Annotated in this window: 17 protein-coding genes; 6 read left to right on the plus strand and 11 right to left on the minus strand. The window is 65.8% G+C overall.

Annotation, left to right across the window (positions count from 1 at the left end; translation table 11 throughout):
• Positions 1 to 3 precede the first annotated feature (3 nt).
• The 5 genes from K8M09_RS09345 to K8M09_RS09365 form a co-directional block, all read right to left on the minus strand.
• Complete coding sequence (locus tag K8M09_RS09345) at positions 4 to 765, minus strand: ABC transporter permease (RefSeq protein WP_160784469.1); 762 nt, start codon at positions 763 to 765, stop codon at positions 4 to 6.
• Positions 762 to 1,688, minus strand: coding sequence for an ABC transporter ATP-binding protein (locus K8M09_RS09350; RefSeq protein ID WP_160784470.1), 927 nt, complete (start codon positions 1,686 to 1,688; stop codon positions 762 to 764). The genes K8M09_RS09345 and K8M09_RS09350 overlap by 4 nt, the downstream gene beginning before the upstream one ends.
• A gap of 93 nt (positions 1,689 to 1,781) precedes the next feature.
• On the minus strand, positions 1,782 to 2,603 hold the full coding sequence (locus tag K8M09_RS09355; protein WP_160784471.1) for a sulfite exporter TauE/SafE family protein: 822 nt from the start codon (positions 2,601 to 2,603) through the stop codon (positions 1,782 to 1,784).
• Between the two features lie 354 nt (positions 2,604 to 2,957).
• The gene (locus K8M09_RS09360; protein ID WP_160784594.1) at positions 2,958 to 4,178 is read right to left on the minus strand and encodes an extensin-like domain-containing protein; all 1,221 of its coding nucleotides are present in this window, start codon (positions 4,176 to 4,178) and stop codon (positions 2,958 to 2,960) included.
• Between the two features lie 255 nt (positions 4,179 to 4,433).
• Positions 4,434 to 6,251, minus strand: a complete 1,818-nt coding sequence (locus K8M09_RS09365; protein WP_160784472.1) for a methyl-accepting chemotaxis protein — start codon at positions 6,249 to 6,251, stop codon at positions 4,434 to 4,436.
• Positions 6,252 to 6,446: 195 nt separating this feature from the next.
• Between K8M09_RS09365 and K8M09_RS09370 the strand changes: the two genes are divergently transcribed.
• The gene (locus tag K8M09_RS09370) at positions 6,447 to 6,833 is read left to right on the plus strand and encodes an acyl-CoA thioesterase (RefSeq protein ID WP_160784473.1); all 387 of its coding nucleotides are present in this window, start codon (positions 6,447 to 6,449) and stop codon (positions 6,831 to 6,833) included.
• A 5-nt stretch (positions 6,834 to 6,838) separates the two neighbouring features.
• On the opposite strand, the gene K8M09_RS09375 is transcribed toward K8M09_RS09370, so the two are convergent.
• Positions 6,839 to 7,192, minus strand: a complete 354-nt coding sequence (locus tag K8M09_RS09375; protein ID WP_160784474.1) for a DMT family protein — start codon at positions 7,190 to 7,192, stop codon at positions 6,839 to 6,841.
• A gap of 179 nt (positions 7,193 to 7,371) precedes the next feature.
• Between K8M09_RS09375 and K8M09_RS09380 the strand changes: the two genes are divergently transcribed.
• Together K8M09_RS09380 and uvrB are read left to right on the plus strand one after the other, a co-directional pair.
• On the plus strand, positions 7,372 to 9,369 hold the full coding sequence (locus K8M09_RS09380; RefSeq protein ID WP_160784475.1) for a putative bifunctional diguanylate cyclase/phosphodiesterase: 1,998 nt from the start codon (positions 7,372 to 7,374) through the stop codon (positions 9,367 to 9,369).
• An 84-nt stretch (positions 9,370 to 9,453) separates the two neighbouring features.
• The gene (gene uvrB, locus K8M09_RS09385) at positions 9,454 to 12,417 is read left to right on the plus strand and encodes an excinuclease ABC subunit UvrB (RefSeq protein WP_160784476.1); all 2,964 of its coding nucleotides are present in this window, start codon (positions 9,454 to 9,456) and stop codon (positions 12,415 to 12,417) included.
• A gap of 22 nt (positions 12,418 to 12,439) precedes the next feature.
• On the opposite strand, the gene K8M09_RS09390 is transcribed toward uvrB, so the two are convergent.
• A complete protein-coding gene (locus K8M09_RS09390) occupies positions 12,440 to 13,057 on the minus strand; it encodes a J domain-containing protein (RefSeq protein WP_170299382.1) in 618 nt (205 codons plus the stop codon).
• Between the two features lie 80 nt (positions 13,058 to 13,137).
• Entirely contained in the window at positions 13,138 to 14,217 is a 1,080-nt protein-coding gene (dusA, locus tag K8M09_RS09395) for a tRNA dihydrouridine(20/20a) synthase DusA (RefSeq protein WP_160784477.1), read from the minus strand.
• 103 nt (positions 14,218 to 14,320) lie between these two features.
• Here dusA and K8M09_RS09400 point away from each other — a divergent pair, with 103 nt between their 5' ends.
• Complete coding sequence (locus K8M09_RS09400; protein ID WP_160784478.1) at positions 14,321 to 14,851, plus strand: gamma carbonic anhydrase family protein; 531 nt, start codon at positions 14,321 to 14,323, stop codon at positions 14,849 to 14,851.
• 4 nt (positions 14,852 to 14,855) lie between these two features.
• Here the strand turns inward: K8M09_RS09400 and K8M09_RS09405 are convergent, their stop codons facing one another.
• From K8M09_RS09405 to K8M09_RS09415, 3 genes are read right to left on the minus strand one after another with little or no spacing between them, the layout of a single operon-like run.
• Positions 14,856 to 15,251: a Fur family transcriptional regulator gene (locus tag K8M09_RS09405; protein ID WP_160784479.1), complete on the minus strand. Its 396-nt coding sequence runs from the start codon at positions 15,249 to 15,251 to the stop codon at positions 14,856 to 14,858.
• Positions 15,233 to 16,069 carry a metal ABC transporter permease gene (locus tag K8M09_RS09410; RefSeq protein ID WP_160784480.1) on the minus strand — a complete coding sequence of 279 codons (837 nt, stop codon included), beginning with the start codon at positions 16,067 to 16,069 and terminating at the stop codon, positions 15,233 to 15,235. The genes K8M09_RS09405 and K8M09_RS09410 overlap by 19 nt, the downstream gene beginning before the upstream one ends.
• Entirely contained in the window at positions 16,062 to 16,985 is a 924-nt protein-coding gene (locus K8M09_RS09415; protein ID WP_160784481.1) for an ATP-binding cassette domain-containing protein, read from the minus strand. Before K8M09_RS09415 ends, K8M09_RS09410 begins: the two co-directional genes overlap by 8 nt.
• 98 nt (positions 16,986 to 17,083) lie before the next feature.
• On the opposite strand from K8M09_RS09415, the gene znuA reads away from it, so the two are divergent.
• On the plus strand, positions 17,084 to 18,115 hold the full coding sequence (gene znuA, locus K8M09_RS09420; RefSeq protein ID WP_160784482.1) for a zinc ABC transporter substrate-binding protein ZnuA: 1,032 nt from the start codon (positions 17,084 to 17,086) through the stop codon (positions 18,113 to 18,115).
• 99 nt (positions 18,116 to 18,214) lie between these two features.
• Positions 18,215 to 19,420, plus strand: a complete 1,206-nt coding sequence (gene zigA / locus K8M09_RS09425) for a zinc metallochaperone GTPase ZigA (protein WP_160784483.1) — start codon at positions 18,215 to 18,217, stop codon at positions 19,418 to 19,420.
• The last annotated feature ends 3 nt before the right edge of the window (positions 19,421 to 19,423 follow it).

Raw genomic sequence — 19,423 nt, forward strand, 5'->3', positions numbered from 1 at the left:
CCCTCAGTTCTTCAGCTTGTACCCGGTCTTGAAGATCCAGGCCGTGATCGACAGGCACACGACGAGAAAGCCGAGCACCGTCACGAGGCTGACGACGGGGTTCACGTCGGCGATCTCGAAGAAGCTCCAGCGGAAGCCGGAGACGAGGTAGAGCACGGGATTGAAGTGGCTGACGGCCTGCCAGAAGGGCGGCAGCATGTCGATGGAGTAGAAGCTGCCGCCGAGGAAGACGAGCGGCGGGATGATCAGCATCGGGAAAATGTTCAACTGCTCGAAATCCTTCGCCCAGATGCCGATCATGAAGCCGAACAGCGAGAAGCTCACCGCCGTCAGCACGAAGAACAGCACCATCATGACCGGATGCTTGATCGATATGTCGACGAAGAGCGAGGCCGTGATCAGGATGATCGTGCCGACGATCAGCCCCTTGGTCGCCGCCGCTCCGACATAGCCGATGACGATCTCCAGCATCGAGATCGGCGAGGAGAGGATCTCGTAGATCGTGCCGGTGAATTTCGGGAAATAGATGCCGAAGGAGCCGTTGCCGATGCACTGGTTGAGCAGCGTGAGCATGATGAGGCCGGGCGCGATGAAGGCGCCATAGGGCACGCCCTGCACCTCCTGCATGCGCGAGCCGATGGCCGCGCCGAAGACGATGAAATAGAGCGAGGTGGTGATGACGGGCGAGACGATGCTCTGCAGCAGCGTGCGGCGCGTGCGCGCCATCTCGAATGCGTAGATGGACTTGATCGCCTCGAAGTTCATTTGCCTGTCCCTACCAGTTCCACGAAAATGTCTTCCAGCGAACTCTGCTCGGTGGAGATGTCCTTGACCCGCAATCCGCACTGGGAGAGCGCGGAGAGCAGCGACGAGATACCCGTCCGCTCGCCGGACGAGTCGAATTCGTAGACGAGCCGTTGCCCCTCGCCGGACAGCGTGAGCCCATAGGGCGACAGCACGTCGGGAATGGCGGCGATCGGCTCGGCAAGCTCGACGGTCATCTGCTTGCGGCCGAGCTTGGCCATCAGCGCCTCCTTCTCCTCCACCAGCAGGATCTTCCCATGGTTGATGACGCCGATGCGGTCGGCGATCTCCTCCGCCTCCTCGATGTAATGCGTCGTCAGGATGATGGTGACGCCGGAGGCGCGCAGGCGCTCGACGAGCTGCCACATGTCCTTGCGCAGCGACACGTCCACGCCCGCCGTCGGCTCGTCGAGGAACAGCACCTTCGGCTCGTAGGACAGCGCCTTGGCGATCAGTACGCGCCGCCGCATGCCGCCCGACAGATGGCGCAGCACCGTGTCCTTCTTGTCGTAGAGCGAGAGGTCCTTCAGGATGCGCTCGATCAGCGCCGGGTCCGGCTTGCAGCCATGCAGGCCGCGCGAGAAGGCCACCGTGTTCCACACCGTCTCGAAGGCGTCGAGCGTCAGTTCCTGCGGCACGAGGCCGATGATGGAGCGCGTCTTGCGGTAATCGCGCAGGATATCGTGCCCCGCCACCGTGACGCTGCCGCCGCTCGGCGTGACGATGCCGCAGATGATCGAGATCATCGTCGTCTTGCCAGCGCCGTTCGGCCCGAGCAGCGCGAGGATTTCCCCCTGCTCGATATCGAGGTCGACGCCCTTCAGCGCCTGAAAGCCCGTTGCGTAGCTCTTGGTGAGATTGCGAATGGAAACGATGGGCGCCATGGGAGGGTCCGGAAAGAGGAAGAGACGTGCGGAAGGACACCCTATATGGCGTGCCCTTCGTCAATTTTCACCCGTCGCAGGGAAAAAATTCGCTTACCCGTAAATGCTGACGAGGAAGCGCAACGACACCAGCAGCAGGAAGACGCCGAAGCCCACTTCAAGCTGCCGCTTGCTCATCGAATGCGCCAGCTTGACGCCCCAGGGCGTGACGACGAGGGCGATGGGTACGATAAGGGCGACGGCGATCCAGTTGATGAAGCCGGTGGAGCCGGGCGGCAGGCCCGCCGCGCCCCAGCCGGCCCAGACATAGCCGATGATGCCGGGAATGGAGATGAGCACGCCGACGCCCGAGGACGTCGCCACCGCCTGGTGGATCGGCCGGCCGAAGGAGGTCATGTAGGTGTTGTTGAGCACGCCGCCGCCGATGCCCATGAGGCCGGACAGCGTGCCGATGACGACGCCCGCGATCTGGTTGGCGAGCCCCGTCGGCAGCGTGTCGCCCACCCGCCAGCTTTCCCGGTTGAACAGCATGCGCAGGGCGACCAGCAGCGCGATGGCGACGAAGACGAGGCGCAGGCCGACGCTCGATATCACCGCCGCGATGACCGAGGCGAGCACCGCCCCGAGCGGCAGCGCGACGATCCAGCTCTTCAGGAGCGCGGTATCGACCGCGCCGCGCTTGCGGTGCGAGGTGTAGGAGCGGATGGAAGTCGGCACGATGATGGCGATGGAGGTGCCGATGGACAGATGCATGCGCACCGCATCCGGCACGTCGAGATAGCCGAACACCTGATAGAAGACCGGCACCAGGATCGCCCCGCCGCCAATGCCGAAGATGCCTGCCAGCAGGCCGGAAACCACCCCGGCGGCGGCAAGCGCGATGGCGAAGAGGACGAGATCGGCAATGGGCGGCATGGAAGGCTCCCGGCAGGATCGTCGCGCGGGGGCGACTCGCGAGAATTCGCGCGGACAGGCCGCCAACTGTCATCAAACCGTGATCGATTTCAACCATTCTCCCGGCGAGACCGAAGGAACGGCCTGCGCCCCGCCTGCCGATCCTTCCCGACGCCGCCCCCTCGGCGTCGGGCTGCGGCCTCGCCCCGGCGGCCCCATCCGCCCGCTTCCTCCCCGTGGAAGCCTCGCATGCATCCCCGCCGGCGTCCCCCGGCGCGGACAACGGAACGTGACAGTTCCAGGCAGAGCCGAACGCACCTGCCGCCCTCTTCGACCGGCGCCCCGCCGGTCTTTTTTTGCCGTCGGCTCAGGCGTCTACAGGCTGCAATGCCGGTAGCCGGACTTGCGGGCGCGCAGGTCGAAATGGAAATGGTCCTTGTGGAAGCGGTCGCTGCCCGGGCCGAGCACGGTGGAGAAATATTTGCAGCTATCGCCGCGCACCGATTTCAGCAGCCCCTTCTCCCGGAAGGCGAAGAAGCCCTTCTTCTCGATGACGATGGTCTTGCCGGTCTTCAGCACGATCTTGCCGACGTCGATGGCGTTGCCCTTGGCATGTTCCGACATGGCCGCCCCCTTCTGCGAATTCATGGTGCGGCAGGAATAGGACGACATCTGGTGGATGGCGGAGACGCCCGAGAGATAGCGCGTGCGGGTGGACGGCACGAGTTCCTGCTTCACCCAGCGCGCGAAGGCTTCCGTGATCCGGCAGTTCACCTGCGCGGCCGGTTTGATCTGGATGCCGCCGGAAAGGCCCGAAAGCTCCACCGGCCAGTCGATGCCGCAGGAGCGGCCGCGGGAAATGCGCGGCACGTCGCGGAATTTCACGCCGAGCTTGACCAGCCGCTGCCGGCAGGCCTTTTCCGAGGCCGGCATGCCGCCCATCGTTTCGGGCACCTGCATCGGATCGTTGAGCCGCGGCAGGAACGCGACCTGATCCCCCTCCACCGCCTGCCGGCGGCGGGTCGTCGCCTTGTCCGGCACGCGCAGATAGCCCTCGCTCTCCGCCGCGCCGAGTTCGGCACCGCCCTCGGACATCGGGATCGGCTCACCGACCTGTTGCGGCGTATCCGTGCCGATGCCGCCGACGACCACCTGGCTGGCATTGCCCTCGGCGATCTCGTTGGCCTGCGCCTCCGCAAGGCCCTCGACGCGCCCGACGCCCAGCCCGGCGTCCATGTTGACGCCGCCCTCGGGCACGGTCAGCACGCCGGAAGACGCCTGCACAGGCTGGGAAATGCCCATCGCCTCGTCGCTGTCGATCATCGGCAGGCGCTTCTGCTGGCGCGCGGGCGTCGCCATGGCGGCATTCGCTTCGCCGGCCTGGCCGACAGGCTCGCTTGAGACATAGGCCGCGTCGCCGCCGGTATCGCCCGCCTCGCCGGCTGGCACGCGGGAAATGACCTCGACGGGCTGGATGGCGCTGACGCCGCCGCCGTCGATATCGTCGGGCGGCATCAGACCACCGGAGCAGGCAGCCAGCATCGCCGGGGCGACAAGCAGCCCAAGCGGCCTGCGGAGACGAGAAACAAACGCAATACCCATTGTCACTTCCGCCCGGCGTCCGGTTGCGCACGATGCGGATCCCGGTTTCGCACGTTCATGTCCGGCGATGGTGCAGGCCGCTTTTGTCCGCATTCGGACGCAAGGGGCGCAAAATCCGCACCGCAGGCCGACAGCCCTGCATTTCCAGAGGATTTTGTCGCAACAGGGTAAAGGAATGGTTCCCGCCGGATACGAAAACCCCGGCGCTTGGCAGCGCCGGGGCAAGGATTCGGACGGTGCGTTGAGCCTCTAGGCGGCGCGCCGCCGCTGGTCCGTTGCGGCCGCGTTCAGCCGGAAATTCCCGAGCAGCGTGCGCAGATGCTCGCTTTCCTTGGTCAAGGTCTGGCCGGCGGCGTTGGTCTCTTCCACCATGGCGGCATTCTGCTGGGTCATCTGGTCCATCTGGTTGACGGCCGTGTTGACCTCGGCAAGACCCGTCGCCTGCTCGCGGGCGGAGGTGGCGATGGACGTCACCTGCTCGTTGACGCGGTTCACCAGCGTCTCGATCTCGGTCAGCGCATCGCCCGTGGAGCGCACCAGCGCGACACCCGTGCCGACTTCGGCGGCCGAGTTGCTGATCAGGCCCTTGATCTCCTTGGCCGCATTGGCCGAACGCTGGGCAAGCTCGCGCACCTCCTGCGCAACGACCGCAAAGCCCCTGCCCGCCTCGCCCGCCCGCGCCGCCTCGACACCGGCATTGAGCGCCAGAAGGTTGGTCTGGAAGGCGATCTCGTCGATGACGCCGATGATCTGGCTGATGCGGCTGGACGCATCCTCGATGCGGCTCATCGCGGAAACGGCGTCACGCACGATGGTGCCGGAACGGCTTGTCGACTGCGTCGTCTCGGTCACCATGCGGCTCGCCTCGGCCGCACGGTCGGAGGCGTTGCGCACCGTCGCGGTGATCTCGTCGAGCGCCGCCGCGGTCTCCTCGAGGGAAGCGGCCTGCTGCTCGGTGCGGTGCGACAGGTTGTTGGCCGCCTCCGCGATACCCGAGGCGCTACCATGCACGATGTCGGTGGAGTGGGCGATGGCGTTGATGACGCTGGAGAGCGCATCCACCGCCCGGTTGAAGTCCTCGCGGAGCTTGGCATATTCCGGCGCGATGGCATCGATGGAGACCGTGAGGTCGCCATTGGCAAGACGCTCCAGCGCCTCGCCGACGGTGTGCATGGCGTCGGCCTGGCTCTGGCTGACGGAGCGCTGGCGGCGTTCGCCCTCGCTGCGCTCGGCATCGAGCCGCGCCTGCTGCTCGCCCTCGCGGATGCGCATTTGCGCACGCTCGGCAACGGAGTCGCGCAGGATCGAGACCACCTTCGCCATCTCGCCGATCTCGTCCTTGCGGTCGGTCTCCGGCACCTCGCTGGAAACATCCTCCTCGGCGATGGCCTGCATAGAGGCGTTGAGCCGCAGGATCGGCCGGGTCACGCTCTTCACGATGGCATAGGCGGCAAGGATGATGGCAAGGCCGCCACCGGCCAGGATGATCGCCATGCCGATGGCGTTGCGGCGGAACATGGCCGCAAGGTCATCCGCATAGACGCCCGTGCCGACGATCCAGCCCCAGGGCGCGAAGCCCGCGACATGGGAATATTTCAGCACCGGCTCCTCGAAGCCCGGCTTCGGCCAGTAGTAATCCACGAAATCCTGCCCGGTCGGGCTGGCCTTCACGGCCTTCACGAATTCGGTGAAGATGTGCTTGCCCGTCGGGTCCGCCATGCCGGACTGGTCCGTACCGTCGAGCGCCGGCTTGATCGGGTGCATGACGATCACGGCGTTCATGTCGTTGATCCAGAAATAGCCGCTGTTCTCGTAGCGCAGCGCCCGCACGGCATCCTTCGCCCGCGCCTGCGCTTCCTCGCGCGTCAGCGTGCCGGCGGTCTCAAGCTCGTGGTAATACTTGAAGAGCGTCAGCATGTTCTCGTCCATGGCGGCAAGCTTGGACTTGCGCTCGGCGACCATCGCATCCTGATAGTGGTAAAGGCTGTAGACGAGCGCGGCGGCGAAGATGGTCAAGGCGAGGCCGACAAGCAACGACAGGCGCGTGGATATTCTGAAATTCTTCAACGGACTCTCCCCGACTTCAGGAGCATGGCGCCCCTCAAGGTCGAAAATCCCGAAAACCCTTTAAGAACGTCTAAAATTACAATCATCAAATTTTGATGGTCGGGAATACTCGTGTCCACGTGCCCCGGGGGCGGCGGCCCTCTTTCTCCCCGGCCCGCATTCGGCTAGACCGAAGGAAAGAGGAGAGGACATCGCATGACCGACAGCAAGACGCCGAACGGCCAGCTCACCCTGCGCACGCTCGCCATGCCGGGCGACGCCAACGCGGCCGGCGACATTTTCGGCGGCTGGGTCATGGCGCAGATGGACCTTGCCTCGGGCATCCGTGCCGCCGAGCGCGCGCAGGGCCGCGTCGTCACCGCCGCGGTCAAGGAAATGGCCTTCCAGCTTCCGGTCAAGATTGGCGATACGCTCAGCATCTACACGGACATCGCCCGCGTCGGCCGCACGTCGATCACGCTCACCGTCGAGGCCTGGGCGCAGCGCTATCTCACGACCACGCTGGAAAAGGTAACGGCCGCGACCTTCGTCATGGTCGCGCTCGACCTGAACGGCCACCCGACGCCCGTTCCGGTCGAATAGCCCGATCAGCCCTTGAAGACGAAAGCCGCACCGGCGGCGATCAGCATGAAGCCGATGGCGTGGTTCCAGGTCAGGCTTTCCTTCAGCCAGAACACGGAGAAACCGGCGAAGACCAGCAGGGTGATGACCTCCTGGATCGTCTTGAGCTGCGCGGCCGAATAGACCTCATGGCCGATGCGGTTTGCCGGCACCGCCAGACAATATTCGAAGAAGGCGATGCCCCAGCTCGCCAGGATGGCGATGAAGAGCGGCGCGGACTTGAACTTGAGGTGCCCGTACCAGGCGAAGGTCATGAAGACGTTGGAGAGGCAGAGCAGCACGATCGGCCAGACGGCCGCGGGATTGAGGCTGAAGGGCATCGGCGAATCCTGACAGGAGAAAGCTCCCACCGGGATAGCCGGACCATCGCCGCCGTCAAGTCCGGGCCTCATGGATTCTCGCGATCCCCCGTTAAGACAATCTTATGCCCGCCCACCCACCATCCACGTTGAGCCGCAACACGTCCGCAAGGCGGCGCCCCTTCAGGCCGGAAACACGAATGAGCGATGCAAGCCGGCTGATGCCGGCGGATGAACCGACAAGACGCCAGATCCTGTCCGCGCAGGCGCTCTCCCTGCTGGACGGCGTCGTGCTGTCGCTCGTCGCCAACAGTTTCCTTGCCGCGACGACCGCCGCCGTGCTCTGGCTCGACGGGCCGAATGTCCAGGTCCTGCTGTGGCTCGCCGCCGTGCTGGCGATCAATCTCGCACGCTATATCGGCGTGCGCATCGTCCGCCGATTGAACTGCGCGGTGGAGCGGCCGAGGCGCGCGCTCGGCGTGCTCTCGCTCGGCGCCATCGGCGGCGGCCTCGCCTGGAGCCTGCCGCCCTTCATCGGCGCGGCGCACGGGGCGGAAGGGCTCAACCCCTATCTCATCTTCATCATCGGCGGCATCTGCGCCGGCTCGCTGATGCAGAGCACCGCCTATGCCCGCACCGCCCTGCTCTTCTCCGGCCCGCCGCTCGCCGCCGCCTTCGTCTCGCTGCTGATCGCCGGCACGACGGAAGCCTTCGTCATCGCCGCCGACGCGCTGCTGCTCGCGATCATGATGCTGCGCGCCAGCCAGCTCAGCGAGGCGGGCTTCATCCGCAGCCAGATCGACCGGCTGAAGGCCGTGGCGCTCGCCGCCTCGCTGTCCGACGCCAATGCGGAAATCCGCCAGTCCTACCACCAGCTCGCCTCGCTTGCGAACCGCGACCCGCTGACCGGCCTCGGCAACCGCGCGCTCTTCAACCAGCGCCTGCGCGGCCTGCTTTCGAGCGGCGTGCAGCCCGACCGGCTCGCCCTGCTCGCCATCGACCTCGACCGCTTCAAGGCGATCAACGACACGATGGGCCACGGCGCGGGCGATGCGGTGCTGGTCGAGATCGCCAGCCGCCTCGCCAGCCTCACCGGCCCGACCGATACCGTCGTGCGCCTCGGCGGCGACGAATTCGCCGTCATCGTCGACGGCAAGGCGGCCGAAGCGCGCGGGCGCGAGATCGGCGAAGGCATCGTGCGGCTGGCCGGCGACCCCATCCTCATCGGCGGCCGACCCGTCACCGTCGGCGCCAGCGCCGGCCTCGCCCTGCATCCGCAGCACGGCGAGACGGCGGACGCGCTCTTCGCCAGCGCCGACATCGCGCTCTACGCCGCCAAGGAAGGCGGACGCCGCCGCCTCGGCCTGTTCAACCCGGAACTGAAGGCCCGCATCGAGCGTCAGCGCCTCATCGAGGCGACGCTGGCGGAGGCCGTCGAGAGCCGGCAGTTGCAGGTGGTGTTCCAGCCGCAGGTGGCGCTTGCCGGCGGCGCCGTCATCGGCTTCGAGGCCCTGCTGCGCTGGTCGCATCCCGAACTCGGCCCGGTCGCCCCGCCGGATATCGTGCGCGCCGCCCATGCGCTGCATATCTCCACGGCGCTGACCGGCTATGTCGCCACCCGGGCCGCCGAGCTGCTGCGCACCCTGCCCCGCCTCGGCCTGCCGGAAGCGGCCGTCGCGGTGAACGTCTCCCCGCGCGAATTCTCCGGCGACACCCTGTCCCACCTGCTGATCGAGATCGCCCGCACACACGAGGTCTCCCCGGCCCTGATGGAGATCGAGATCACCGAGGAGGCGACGCTCGACACCCAGGCCGCCGGCGCGGAACTGGCCCGCCTGGAAGCCGCCGGCTTCCGCCTCGCCGTCGACGATTTCGGCGTCGGCCATTCCTCGCTGGCCTATCTCGTCAGCCTGCATATCGACCGTCTAAAGATCGACCGCAGCTTCGTCACCGGCCTTGCCAGGAGCCGCGAGAACCAGGCCCTCATCGCCGCGCTCGTCGGCATCGGCCGGGCGCTCTCCATCGATATCGTCGTGGAGGGCGTGGAAAGCGAGGAGGAGGCGGAGGTGCTGCGCATACTCGGCTGTCGCCACGCCCAGGGCTACTATTTCGCCCGCCCCATGGCCGCCGCCGAGATTCCGCGCTGGCTCGACCAGCACGCCGCACGCTTCCAGCAGGCCGCGGCCGGCAGCCCGTAGCGCATTCGCCCGGCACGAAAATTCGTTTCCCTTTTGTACTCATCCCCTCTTTTCTTTCGGCATGACTCTCGCCATATTCCCCGCATGGCCAGATCTCCGAAAAAACCCTCCGCCTCGAACCCCGGTTTCGAGGAAGCCCCCCAGTCCGACTTCGAAGGCGCGCCGCTCAGCGGCAGCGTCTCCGACTGGGTGAAGCAGCTCGAGGCCGAGGCGGAAGCCTCCGGCATCGAAAGCCGCCGCGAGGTCGCCTCCAAGGCGGGCAAGCACCGCAAGACGGTGGAGAACGCCGCACGCCGCCACACCGAACAGGTAACAGCCACGAAAACCTCCCGCGGCGTCTCCATCGGCGCATCGTCCGATCCGAAGACCCGCGCCGCCGCCGGCCTCAATCCCGTCTCCGGCCTCGACGTCTCGCTGGAAGACGCCGCCACCCTCAGCGCCGGCACGGCCGTCACCGCCACGGTGGAGGCGCTTTCGGCGCTCATCGAGAGCGGCAACCCGCTGTTCAAGGACGGCAAGCCCTGGACGCCGCACCGCCCCGCCCGCCCGGAAAAATCCGAGGGCGGCATCCCCATCCGCATGGTCAGCGAATACAAGCCGGCGGGCGACCAGCCCACCGCCATCGGCGATCTCGTCGGCGGCCTCTCCTCCGGCGAGCGCAGCCAGGTGCTGCTCGGCGTCACTGGCTCGGGCAAGACCTTCACCATGGCCAAGGTGATCGAGGAAACCCAGCGCCCCGCCGTCATCCTCGCGCCGAACAAGACGCTGGCCGCCCAGCTCTACAGCGAGTTCAAGAACTTCTTCCCCGACAACGCGGTCGAATATTTCGTCTCCTACTACGATTATTACCAGCCGGAAGCCTATGTGCCGCGCTCCGATACGTTCATCGAGAAGGAAAGCTCGATCAACGAGCAGATCGACCGCATGCGCCACTCCGCGACGCGCTCGCTGCTGGAGCGCGACGACTGCATCATCGTCGCCTCGGTCTCCTGCATCTACGGTATCGGCTCGGTCGAGACCTACACCGCCATGACCTTCCAGATGGAGGTGGGCGAACGACTCGACCAGCGCCAGCTCCTCGCCGACCTCGTCGCCCAGCAATACAAGCGCCGCGAGATGGATTTCCAGCGCGGCTCCTTCCGCGTGCGCGGCGACACCATCGAAATCTTCCCCGCCCACCTTGAGGATGCCGCCTGGCGCATCTCCATGTTCGGCGACGAGATCGACGCCATCACCGAATTCGACCCGCTGACCGGCCAGAAGACCGGCGACCTGAAATCGGTGAAAATCTACGCCAACAGCCACTACGTCACCCCGCGCCCCACTCTCAATGGCGCCATCAAGGCCATCCGCGAGGAGCTGAAGCACCGCCTCGTCGAGCTGGAAAAGGCCGGCCGCCTGCTCGAGGCCCAGCGCCTGGAGCAGCGCACGCGCTACGACCTGGAAATGCTGGAGGCCACCGGCTCCTGCGCCGGCATCGAGAACTATTCGCGCTACCTCACCGGCCGCCGCCCCGGCGAGCCGCCGCCGACCCTTTTCGAATACATCCCCGACAACGCCTTGATCTTCATCGACGAAAGCCACGTCACGATCCCGCAGATCGGCGCCATGTACCGGGGCGACTTCCGCAGAAAGGCGACGCTGGCCGAATACGGCTTCCGCCTGCCCTCCTGCATGGACAACCGCCCGCTGCGCTTCGAGGAATGGGACGCCATGCGCCCGGACACGATCGCCGTCTCGGCGACGCCCGGCGGCTGGGAACTGGAGCAGTCCGGCGGCGTCTTCGCCGAACAGGTCATCCGCCCGACCGGCCTCATCGACCCGCCGGTCGAGGTGCGCCCGGCGAAAAGCCAGGTGGACGACGTTCTCGGCGAAATCCGCGAGACCGCCGCCGCCGGCTACCGCACCCTCGTCACCGTGCTCACCAAGCGCATGGCCGAAGATCTTACCGAATACCTGCACGAGCAGGGCGTGCGCGTACGCTACATGCACAGCGACATCGACACGCTGGAGCGCATCGAGATCATCCGCGATCTTCGCCTGGGCGCCTTCGACGTGCTCGTCGGCATCAACCTGCTGCGCGAAGGCCTCGACATTCCCGAATGCGGCTTCGTCGCCATCCTCGACGCCGACAAGGAAGGTTTTTTGCGCTCGGAAACCTCTCTGGTCCAGACCATCGGCCGCGCGGCGCGAAACGTCGACGGCAAGGTCATCCTCTATGCCGACCAGATCACCGGCTCCATGCAGCGCGCCATGGACGAGACGACCCGCCGCCGTGAAAAGCAGGTCGCCTATAACGAGGCGAACGGCATCACCCCGGAATCCGTGAAGGCGAAAATCTCCGACATCCTCGACAGCGTCTACGAGCGCGACCACGTCCGCGCCGACATTTCCGGCGTCTCCGGCAAAGGCTTTGCGGATGCCGGCCACCTCGTCGGCAACAACCTCAAGGCCCATCTCGAAGCGCTCGAAAAACAGATGCGCGACGCCGCCGCCGACCTCGACTTCGAAGCCGCCGCCCGCATCCGCGACGAGATCAAGCGCCTCAAGGCCGCCGAACTCGCCGTCATGGACGACCCGATGGCACGCCAGGAGGCGTCGAGTGCCGAAGGCGCAAGGGGGAAAACCAAAGGAGCGGCGTCGAGCGCCGAAAGCGCAAAGGGCGGCGCGAGAAATGAACCGTCGAAATCCCTCTTCCAGAAACCGTCTCTGGACGACATGGGCCCCGGCACCGACACCGAACGTCCGCTCTTCCGCAAGCCGGACCTCGACGAGATGGGCCGCGACGTCGCCACACCGGCCGGCAAGTCCCTCTTCCGCAAAAACACCCTCGACGAAATGACTGTCGGCCGCACCGAAAAACCTGTTACCGGCGACCTGCCGGAGCGCCCGGACGAGACCCTCTCCACCAAGAAGCGCACCGCGCCCCTGCCCGATGAACCGAAGCCGGTTCGCCGGGAGAAAATCGGTGTAGGGAGTTACGAAGACCCGGCGGAGGCCAAGCGCAAGGGGCGCACCAAGGGCAAGACAGGGCGGCCGGGACAGTAAACATCCCGGCGGTGCAGGCGGCCTATTCCGCCGCCTCGCCCTTCAGGGGCTCCAACGCCGCGGCCAGTTCGTAGGAATAGCCTTCCAGCATGGTATAGGCCTGCTCGATGGCCTGGATCTGCCCTTCCGCATTGCGGATCGCCTCGGTGATCGACTGCGAGCGGGCGCGCAGCATGGAGCCCAGAAAATCCGTGCCGGCCTTGCGGCCGAGGCGGTCGATATGCTGGCGCACGCGGTTGCGGTGGCGCTCCAGCTCGAGGATGTGGAAGCGGCTCTTGACGATGTCGTCGGAGAGTTTGCGGCGCATCGCCGCCAGCGGATCGAAGCTGCCCGGCTCGCGCTCGTCGAGGATGACGTCGTTGACCAGCGGTTCGAGCAGCATCAGGCCCTTGAGGTCGCGCGGATCGGCGAGCTGCGGGTCGAAGCCGGTGTCGTCGAAGACCTTTCGGCGCACGGGGTCGCGCAGCAGGTCGTAGCAGGCCTGCAGGCGGGCGAACTGGTCGGCATCGCCGCCCGAATCGGGATGCATGCCCTTGGCGGCCTTGCGGTAGGCGCTCTTGATGGCGCCGTCGTCGGCATCGCGCTCAAGTCCGAGCATGGCGTAGGGATCGATCACGCGGCCACCTGTCTGTTTCTGCATTACGTCGTCAGTTATTTACGCCGTTTTCCGACCCGGAGGGGACGAAATTGTGGTGACGCCGCGGCGATGCACAGAAAGCGCTATTCCGCCGCCTCCGTCCCGACCTGCACCCGCGCCGATAGCACCGCCGCGAAAGCCGCCGCGATCACCTCCGGCCCCGCGCCGGGCTTCGTGGCGTCGGCCGAAAGGATCTGCCGATAGCGCCGCGCGCCCGGAAACCCCTGGAACAGCCCGACCATATGCCGCGTCACATGCGCCACCCGGCCGCCCCGCGCGATCACCTCGCCCGCATAGGCCATCATGGCATCGCGCACCGCCTCCCAATAGGCGGCCGGACGATCCTGCGGACTGTAGAAAGCGCCGGAAGGCTGACCGCCCAGAAGCGGATGCGGAAAAAGTTCGTCCACGCCCGTCAGAACGCAGCTATCCTGATAGGCAGTCCTTCCGAGCATGACACCATCGAGGCCATCCATCTCTTCAAAAGCCTGACTCAGATTATGAAGCCCGCCATTGAGACCGATGAAAAGATTTGGGTTTTCCGCTTTAAGCCGCCGCACCAGCGCGTAGTCGAGCGGCGGGATATCGCGGTTCTCCTTCGGCGAAAGTCCCTGCAGCCACGCCTTTCGCGCGTGGACCCAGAGGGCATCCGTACCGGCCGCCTTTACCCGCGAGGCAAGCGCGCGCAGCGCGACTTCCGGGTCCTGATCGTCCACCCCGATGCGGCACTTCACGGTCACCGGAATGGCAACCGCCGCCTTCATCGCCGCCACGCAATCGGCCACGAGGTCCGGCTCGCGCATCAGGCAGGCGCCGAAGGTGCCGGATTGCACCCGGTCCGAGGGGCAGCCGACATTGAGGTTGATCTCGGCATAGCCGAACCCCTCGCCGATCCGCGCCGCCTCCGCCAGCTTTTCCGGGCTGTTGCCGCCCAGTTGCAGCGCCACCGGCTGTTCCACCGCGTCGAAACCGAGCAGCCGGTCGCGGTTGCCCCGCAGGATTGCGTCCGCGACGATCATCTCGGTGAAGAGCAGCGCGTTCTTCGTGAGCTGCCGCGCGAAGACGCGGTACGCCCGGTCGGACCAGTCGATCATCGGCGCGGTGGCGAAGATCTTCGTCCCCGTCTCCACGGCCTGCTGGTAGAATGTGCCTGTCTTCGTCATGGCGCGGCTCATACTCCATATGGCCGGGAAAAACCACCCTCGGCCTTTCCCCACCCCACCGGATGGGTGCTAGAGTGCGGCCAAGGATTCGAAGGAGGAACCCATGCCGCTCTACGCCCTTGACGACCGGACGCCCACGCTTCCCGCGGACGACCGTTACTGGGTGGCGCCCGATGCCAATGTCATCGGCAAGGTCATCCTCGGCGAGGATGTCGGCATCTGGTTCGGCGCGACGCTGCGCGGCGACAACGAGCCGATCATCGTCGGCGCGCGCTCGAACATCCAGGAAGGCACCGTCGTCCATACCGATCCCGGCAAGCCGGTCATCATCGGCGAAGGCTGCACCATCGGCCATGGCGCGATCATTCACGGCTGCACCATCGGCAACAATTCGCTCATCGGCATGGGCGCGACGGTGCTGAACGGCGCGGTCATCGGCAACAATTGCCTCGTCGGCGCCAATGCGCTGGTGACGGAAGGAAAGGTCTTCCCGGACAACTCGCTGATCGTCGGCGCACCGGCGAAAGCCATCCGCACGCTGGATGCGGAGGCCATCGAGGGGCTGAAGAAATCGGCCGAGAGCTATGTGCGCAACTGGCAGCGCTTCAAGAGGGGGCTGAAGCCGATCGGCTAACCATCTAGGCGCAGCCGGCGCAGGTGCCGCGGATTTCGATGGTCGTCTTGCCGGTCTTGAAGTTGCGGTCCTTCGCAAAACCCTTCAGCCGATCCTCGATCATGTGATCGTGGAATTCCACCACATCGCCGCAGGTCTCGCAGATCATGAAGGCCGTCAGGCCATGGGCGTGGCAGCCCTCGTCCGGGTGGGCGCAGGCGACGAAGGCATTCATGCTTTCGAGACGATGCACGAGGCCGAATTCCAGCAATTTATCCAGCGCCCGGTAGACCTGTAGCGGCGCACGAAACCCGCTGTCGCGCAGCTTGTCGAGGATGGAGTAGGCGCTGAGCGGGCCTTCGGAATGCGTCAGCACATCGAAGACGAGGCCCTGGTTGCGCGTCAGTTGTTGCATGGGCATGCGCGACCTCCTTCGCTTGCCGCCACTCCGCTCGTCCTCGGCTTCGTCAGCAGGCTTAGAATGAACAGGCCAAGCGCTGCGACCACGATGGAGGGACCGGATGGCGTGTCGAATTTCAGGGAACCGAACAGCCCGCCGACAACCGCCAACGCCCCGATGACGGAGGCGAGCACGGCCATGATCTCCGGGCTGGTGGAAAACCGCCGCGCCGTCGCGGCGGGAATGATCAGCAGCGAGGTGATCAGCAGGATGCCGACGATCTTCATGGCGATGGCGATGACGAGCGCCATCAGCAGCATGAAGACGAGCCGCGTCTTCTCCGGCTGCATGCCTTCGGCCTCCGCCAGTTCCGGGTTCACCGTCGAGGCGATCAGCGGACGCCACATCCAGACGATGGCGAAGGTGACGAGGATGCCGCCGCCCCAGACGAGGTCCACATCAGCGCGCGAGACGGCGAGGATATCGCCGAAAAGGAAGCCGACGAGGTCGATACGCACCCAGGTCATGAAGGAGACCATGACGAGGCCGATGGCGAGCGTCGCATGGGAGAGGATGCCGAGCAGCGCATCGGTGGAGAGCGTGCCGCGCTTCTGGAGCAGCAGCAGCAGGATCGAGACCGTCGCCGCGACGATGAAGACGCTGAGCAGGAGATTGAAGTCCATCAGCAGCGACAGCGCGACGCCGAGCAGCGCCGAATGGGCCATCGTGTCGCCGAAATACGCCATGCGCCGCCAGACGACGAAGCAGCCGAGCGGCCCGGCGGTCAGCGCCAGCCCGACACCGGCGACGAGAGCGCGGATGAAGAAATCGTCAAGCATCGCGCCGCTCCTGCCTGCCCGCCGCCTCATGGTCGCAGCCGCAGTTCGGCCCGTGCACATGGCCGAGGCGCATCCGCCCCGCCCGCCCGCCGGCCGGCAGGATATCGACGGCATGGTGACCGTCGTCCGGCCGGCAATTGTCGGTGATCGAGCCATCGGCATGCAGCACGCGGCCATCCGGCAGATGCGTATGGTCGTGATTGTGGTTGTAGAGCGCCAGCGTCTTGCTCGCCCGCGCGCCGAAGAGGCGCAGATATTCCGGGCTCTGGCTGACGATATCGGGCGTGCCACGGCAGCAGACATGGCCGTTGAGGCAGATGACGGTGTCCGTCTCAGCCATCACGACATGCAGGTCGTGCGAGATGAGCAGGATGCCGCAGCCGGTCGCATTGCGGATCGTCTTGATGAGGTCGTAAAGCGCGATCTCGCCGGAAAAATCGACGCCCTGCACCGGCTCGTCGAGCACCAGCAGGTCGGGCTTGCGGGCGATGGCGCGGGCAAGCAGCGCGCGCTGGAATTCTCCGCCGGAAAGGTGCTGCACCTCGGCGCGGGCAAGATGGCGGATGCCCGTCGCCTCCAGCGCCGCATCGATCTCCCCGCCCTTCAACGGAGAGGTCAGCGTCATCAGCCGCTCGACGGTGAGCGGCATGGTCCAGTCGACGGCAAGCTTCTGCGGCACATAGCCGACCTTCAGCCCGGCCTTGCGCTCCACCCTGCCCTCGTCCGCCTTCATGACGCCGATCGCCGTCTTGGCGGTGGTCGACTTGCCGGAGCCGTTAGGGCCGATCAGCGTGACGATCTCGCCGGGCGCGATGGAGAATTCCACGCCGCGCACGAGCCAGCGGCCCTGGCGGCGCACGCCGACGCCGGAAAGGGAGACAAGCGGCGGAGCGGTCCTGTTCGGGGTCTGCAGCATCATTTTTCCAAAAGCCTGTTGCCACTCGATATGGCACACGTTATAGCATAACGCAATTGATGTAATAACATTACATTTCCATTCAAGACGGAGATCCCATGCAAAAGGCCATTCGCACCCTCCTTCTTTCCACCGCCCTTTTCGCCGCCGGCACAGCGGCGGCGCGGGCCGAAACACCCAAGGTGGTGGTATCGATCAAGCCGATCCATTCGCTCGTTTCGGCGATCATGCAAGGCGTCGGCGAACCGAGCCTCATCGTGGACGGGGCGGCCTCGCCGCACACCTATTCGCTCAAGCCCTCCAATGCGGCCGCGCTGCAGGATGCCGACGTCATCTTCTGGGTCGGCCATGGGCTGGAGGCGTTTCTGGAAAAGCCGCTGGAATCGCTCGGCGGCAAGGCGACCGTCGTCGAACTGGACGATGCTCCCGGTCTTGAAAAGCTGCCTTTCCGCGAAGGCGGCCCTTTCGAGGCACATGTGCATGAGGGCGAGGAAGGCCACGACCATGCCCATGAAGCCGATGAGAACGGTCACGACCATACCAAGGAGGCCGAGGGCCACGATCATGCGCAAGGCGAGGAAGCCAGCCACGAGGGGCATGAACATGGCGAATTCGACATGCATCTCTGGCTGAGCCCGGACAATGCCCGCGCCATCGCCGCCGAAGCTGCAAAGGTCCTCGCTGAGAAGGACCCTGCCAATGCCGAGACCTACAACAGGAACCTCGCCAGCCTGAACGACAGGCTCGCAGCCCTCGACAAGGAGCTTGCCGAGACGGTCGCGCCGGTGAAGGACAAGCCTTTCATCGTCTTCCACGACGCCTACCAGTATTTCGAGCACCACTACGGCGTGCTGGCTGCCGGCTCCATCACCGTCAGCCCGGAAACCCTGCCCGGCGCGGAGCGCCTGACGCAGATCCGCGACAAGGTGAAGACGCTCGGCGCGACCTGCGTCTTCGCCGAACCGCAATTCGAGCCGAAGCTGGTGAATGTCGTGATCGAGGGCACGCCGGCGAAATCCGGCACGCTTGACCCCGAAGCCGCCACACTGGACCCCGGCCCGGACCTCTACTTCACCCTGATGAAGAGCATCGCCACATCGCTCAGCGATTGCCTCGGACAGCCGGGCTGAACCACACGGCCTTGCAGCAAACGAACCAGCGAAGGCGGGACCCATCCCGCCTTTTTCAGCCGATCAAATGTAATGGTATAACATTAAAGGCAAATCCCGATGGACAACCGCCTCCCCGTCACCGTCCTCTCCGGCTTCCTCGGCGCCGGCAAGACGACGCTGCTGAACCACGTCCTCAACAACCGCAGCGGCCTGCGCGTCGCCGTCATCGTCAACGACATGAGCGAAGTGAACATCGACGCCGCCCTCATTCGGGACGGCGGGGCGGACCTGTCGCGCACTGGCGAGCAACTCGTCGAAATGACGAACGGCTGCATCTGCTGCACGCTGCGCGACGACCTCCTGAACGAGGTACGACGCCTCGCGGAAATGGACCGCTTCGACTACCTGCTGATCGAATCCAGCGGCATTTCCGAGCCGCTGCCCGTCGCCACCACCTTCGATTTCCGCGACGAACATGGCCGCAGCCTGTCGGATGTCGCCCGCCTCGATACGATGGTCACGGTCGTCGACACCGCAAACCTCCTCAAGGATTACGGCTCTCAGGATTTCCTCGCCGAGCGCGGCGAAACGGCGGGCGAAGGCGATACGCGCACGCTGGTGGAACTGCTGGTCGAGCAGATCGAATTCGCCGACATCGTGGTGCTCAACAAGGCAAGCGCGGCAAGCCCCGCCGACCTCCTTGCCGCCCGCCAGATCGTCGGCGGCCTCAATGCCGGCGCCCGCATCATCGAGACGGATTTCGGCCGCGTCGAACTCGCCGATATCCTCGGCACCGGCCGTTTCGATTTCGAGAAGGCGAGCGAGCATCCGCTCTGGTTCAAGGAACTGCACGGCTTCCGGGATCATGTGCCGGAGACCGAGGAATACGGCATCCGTTCCTTCGTCTACAGGGCGAAGCAGCCCTTCCACCCTGCCCGCTTCAAGGCCTTTCTCGACGAGAGCTGGCCGGGCGTCATCCGCGCCAAGGGTTTCTTCTGGCTCGCCACCCGCCCGCATCATGTCGGGGAATTGAGCCAGGCGGGTGCGCTGGTGAGAAGCGGCAGGCTTGGCCTCTGGTGGGCTTCCGTACCGCGGGAGCACTGGCCGCAGGATCGGGCAGCGCGGGACGCCATCGCCCGCCATGCGGATCCGATCTGGGGCGACCGGCGGCAGGAACTCGTCTTCATCGGCGCGGACCCGATGGATGAAGCCGATATCCGTCGCCGGCTCGATGCCTGTCTCGTGGAAGCGGACAGCTTCGAGCCTGCCCGGTGGGCGACCCTGCCGGACCCGTTTCCTGTCTGGGTCCGGCAGGTGAGCTGAAAT

It is taken from the genome of Shinella zoogloeoides, from assembly GCF_020883495.1.
Classification (GTDB): Bacteria; Pseudomonadota; Alphaproteobacteria; order Rhizobiales; family Rhizobiaceae; genus Shinella; species Shinella zoogloeoides.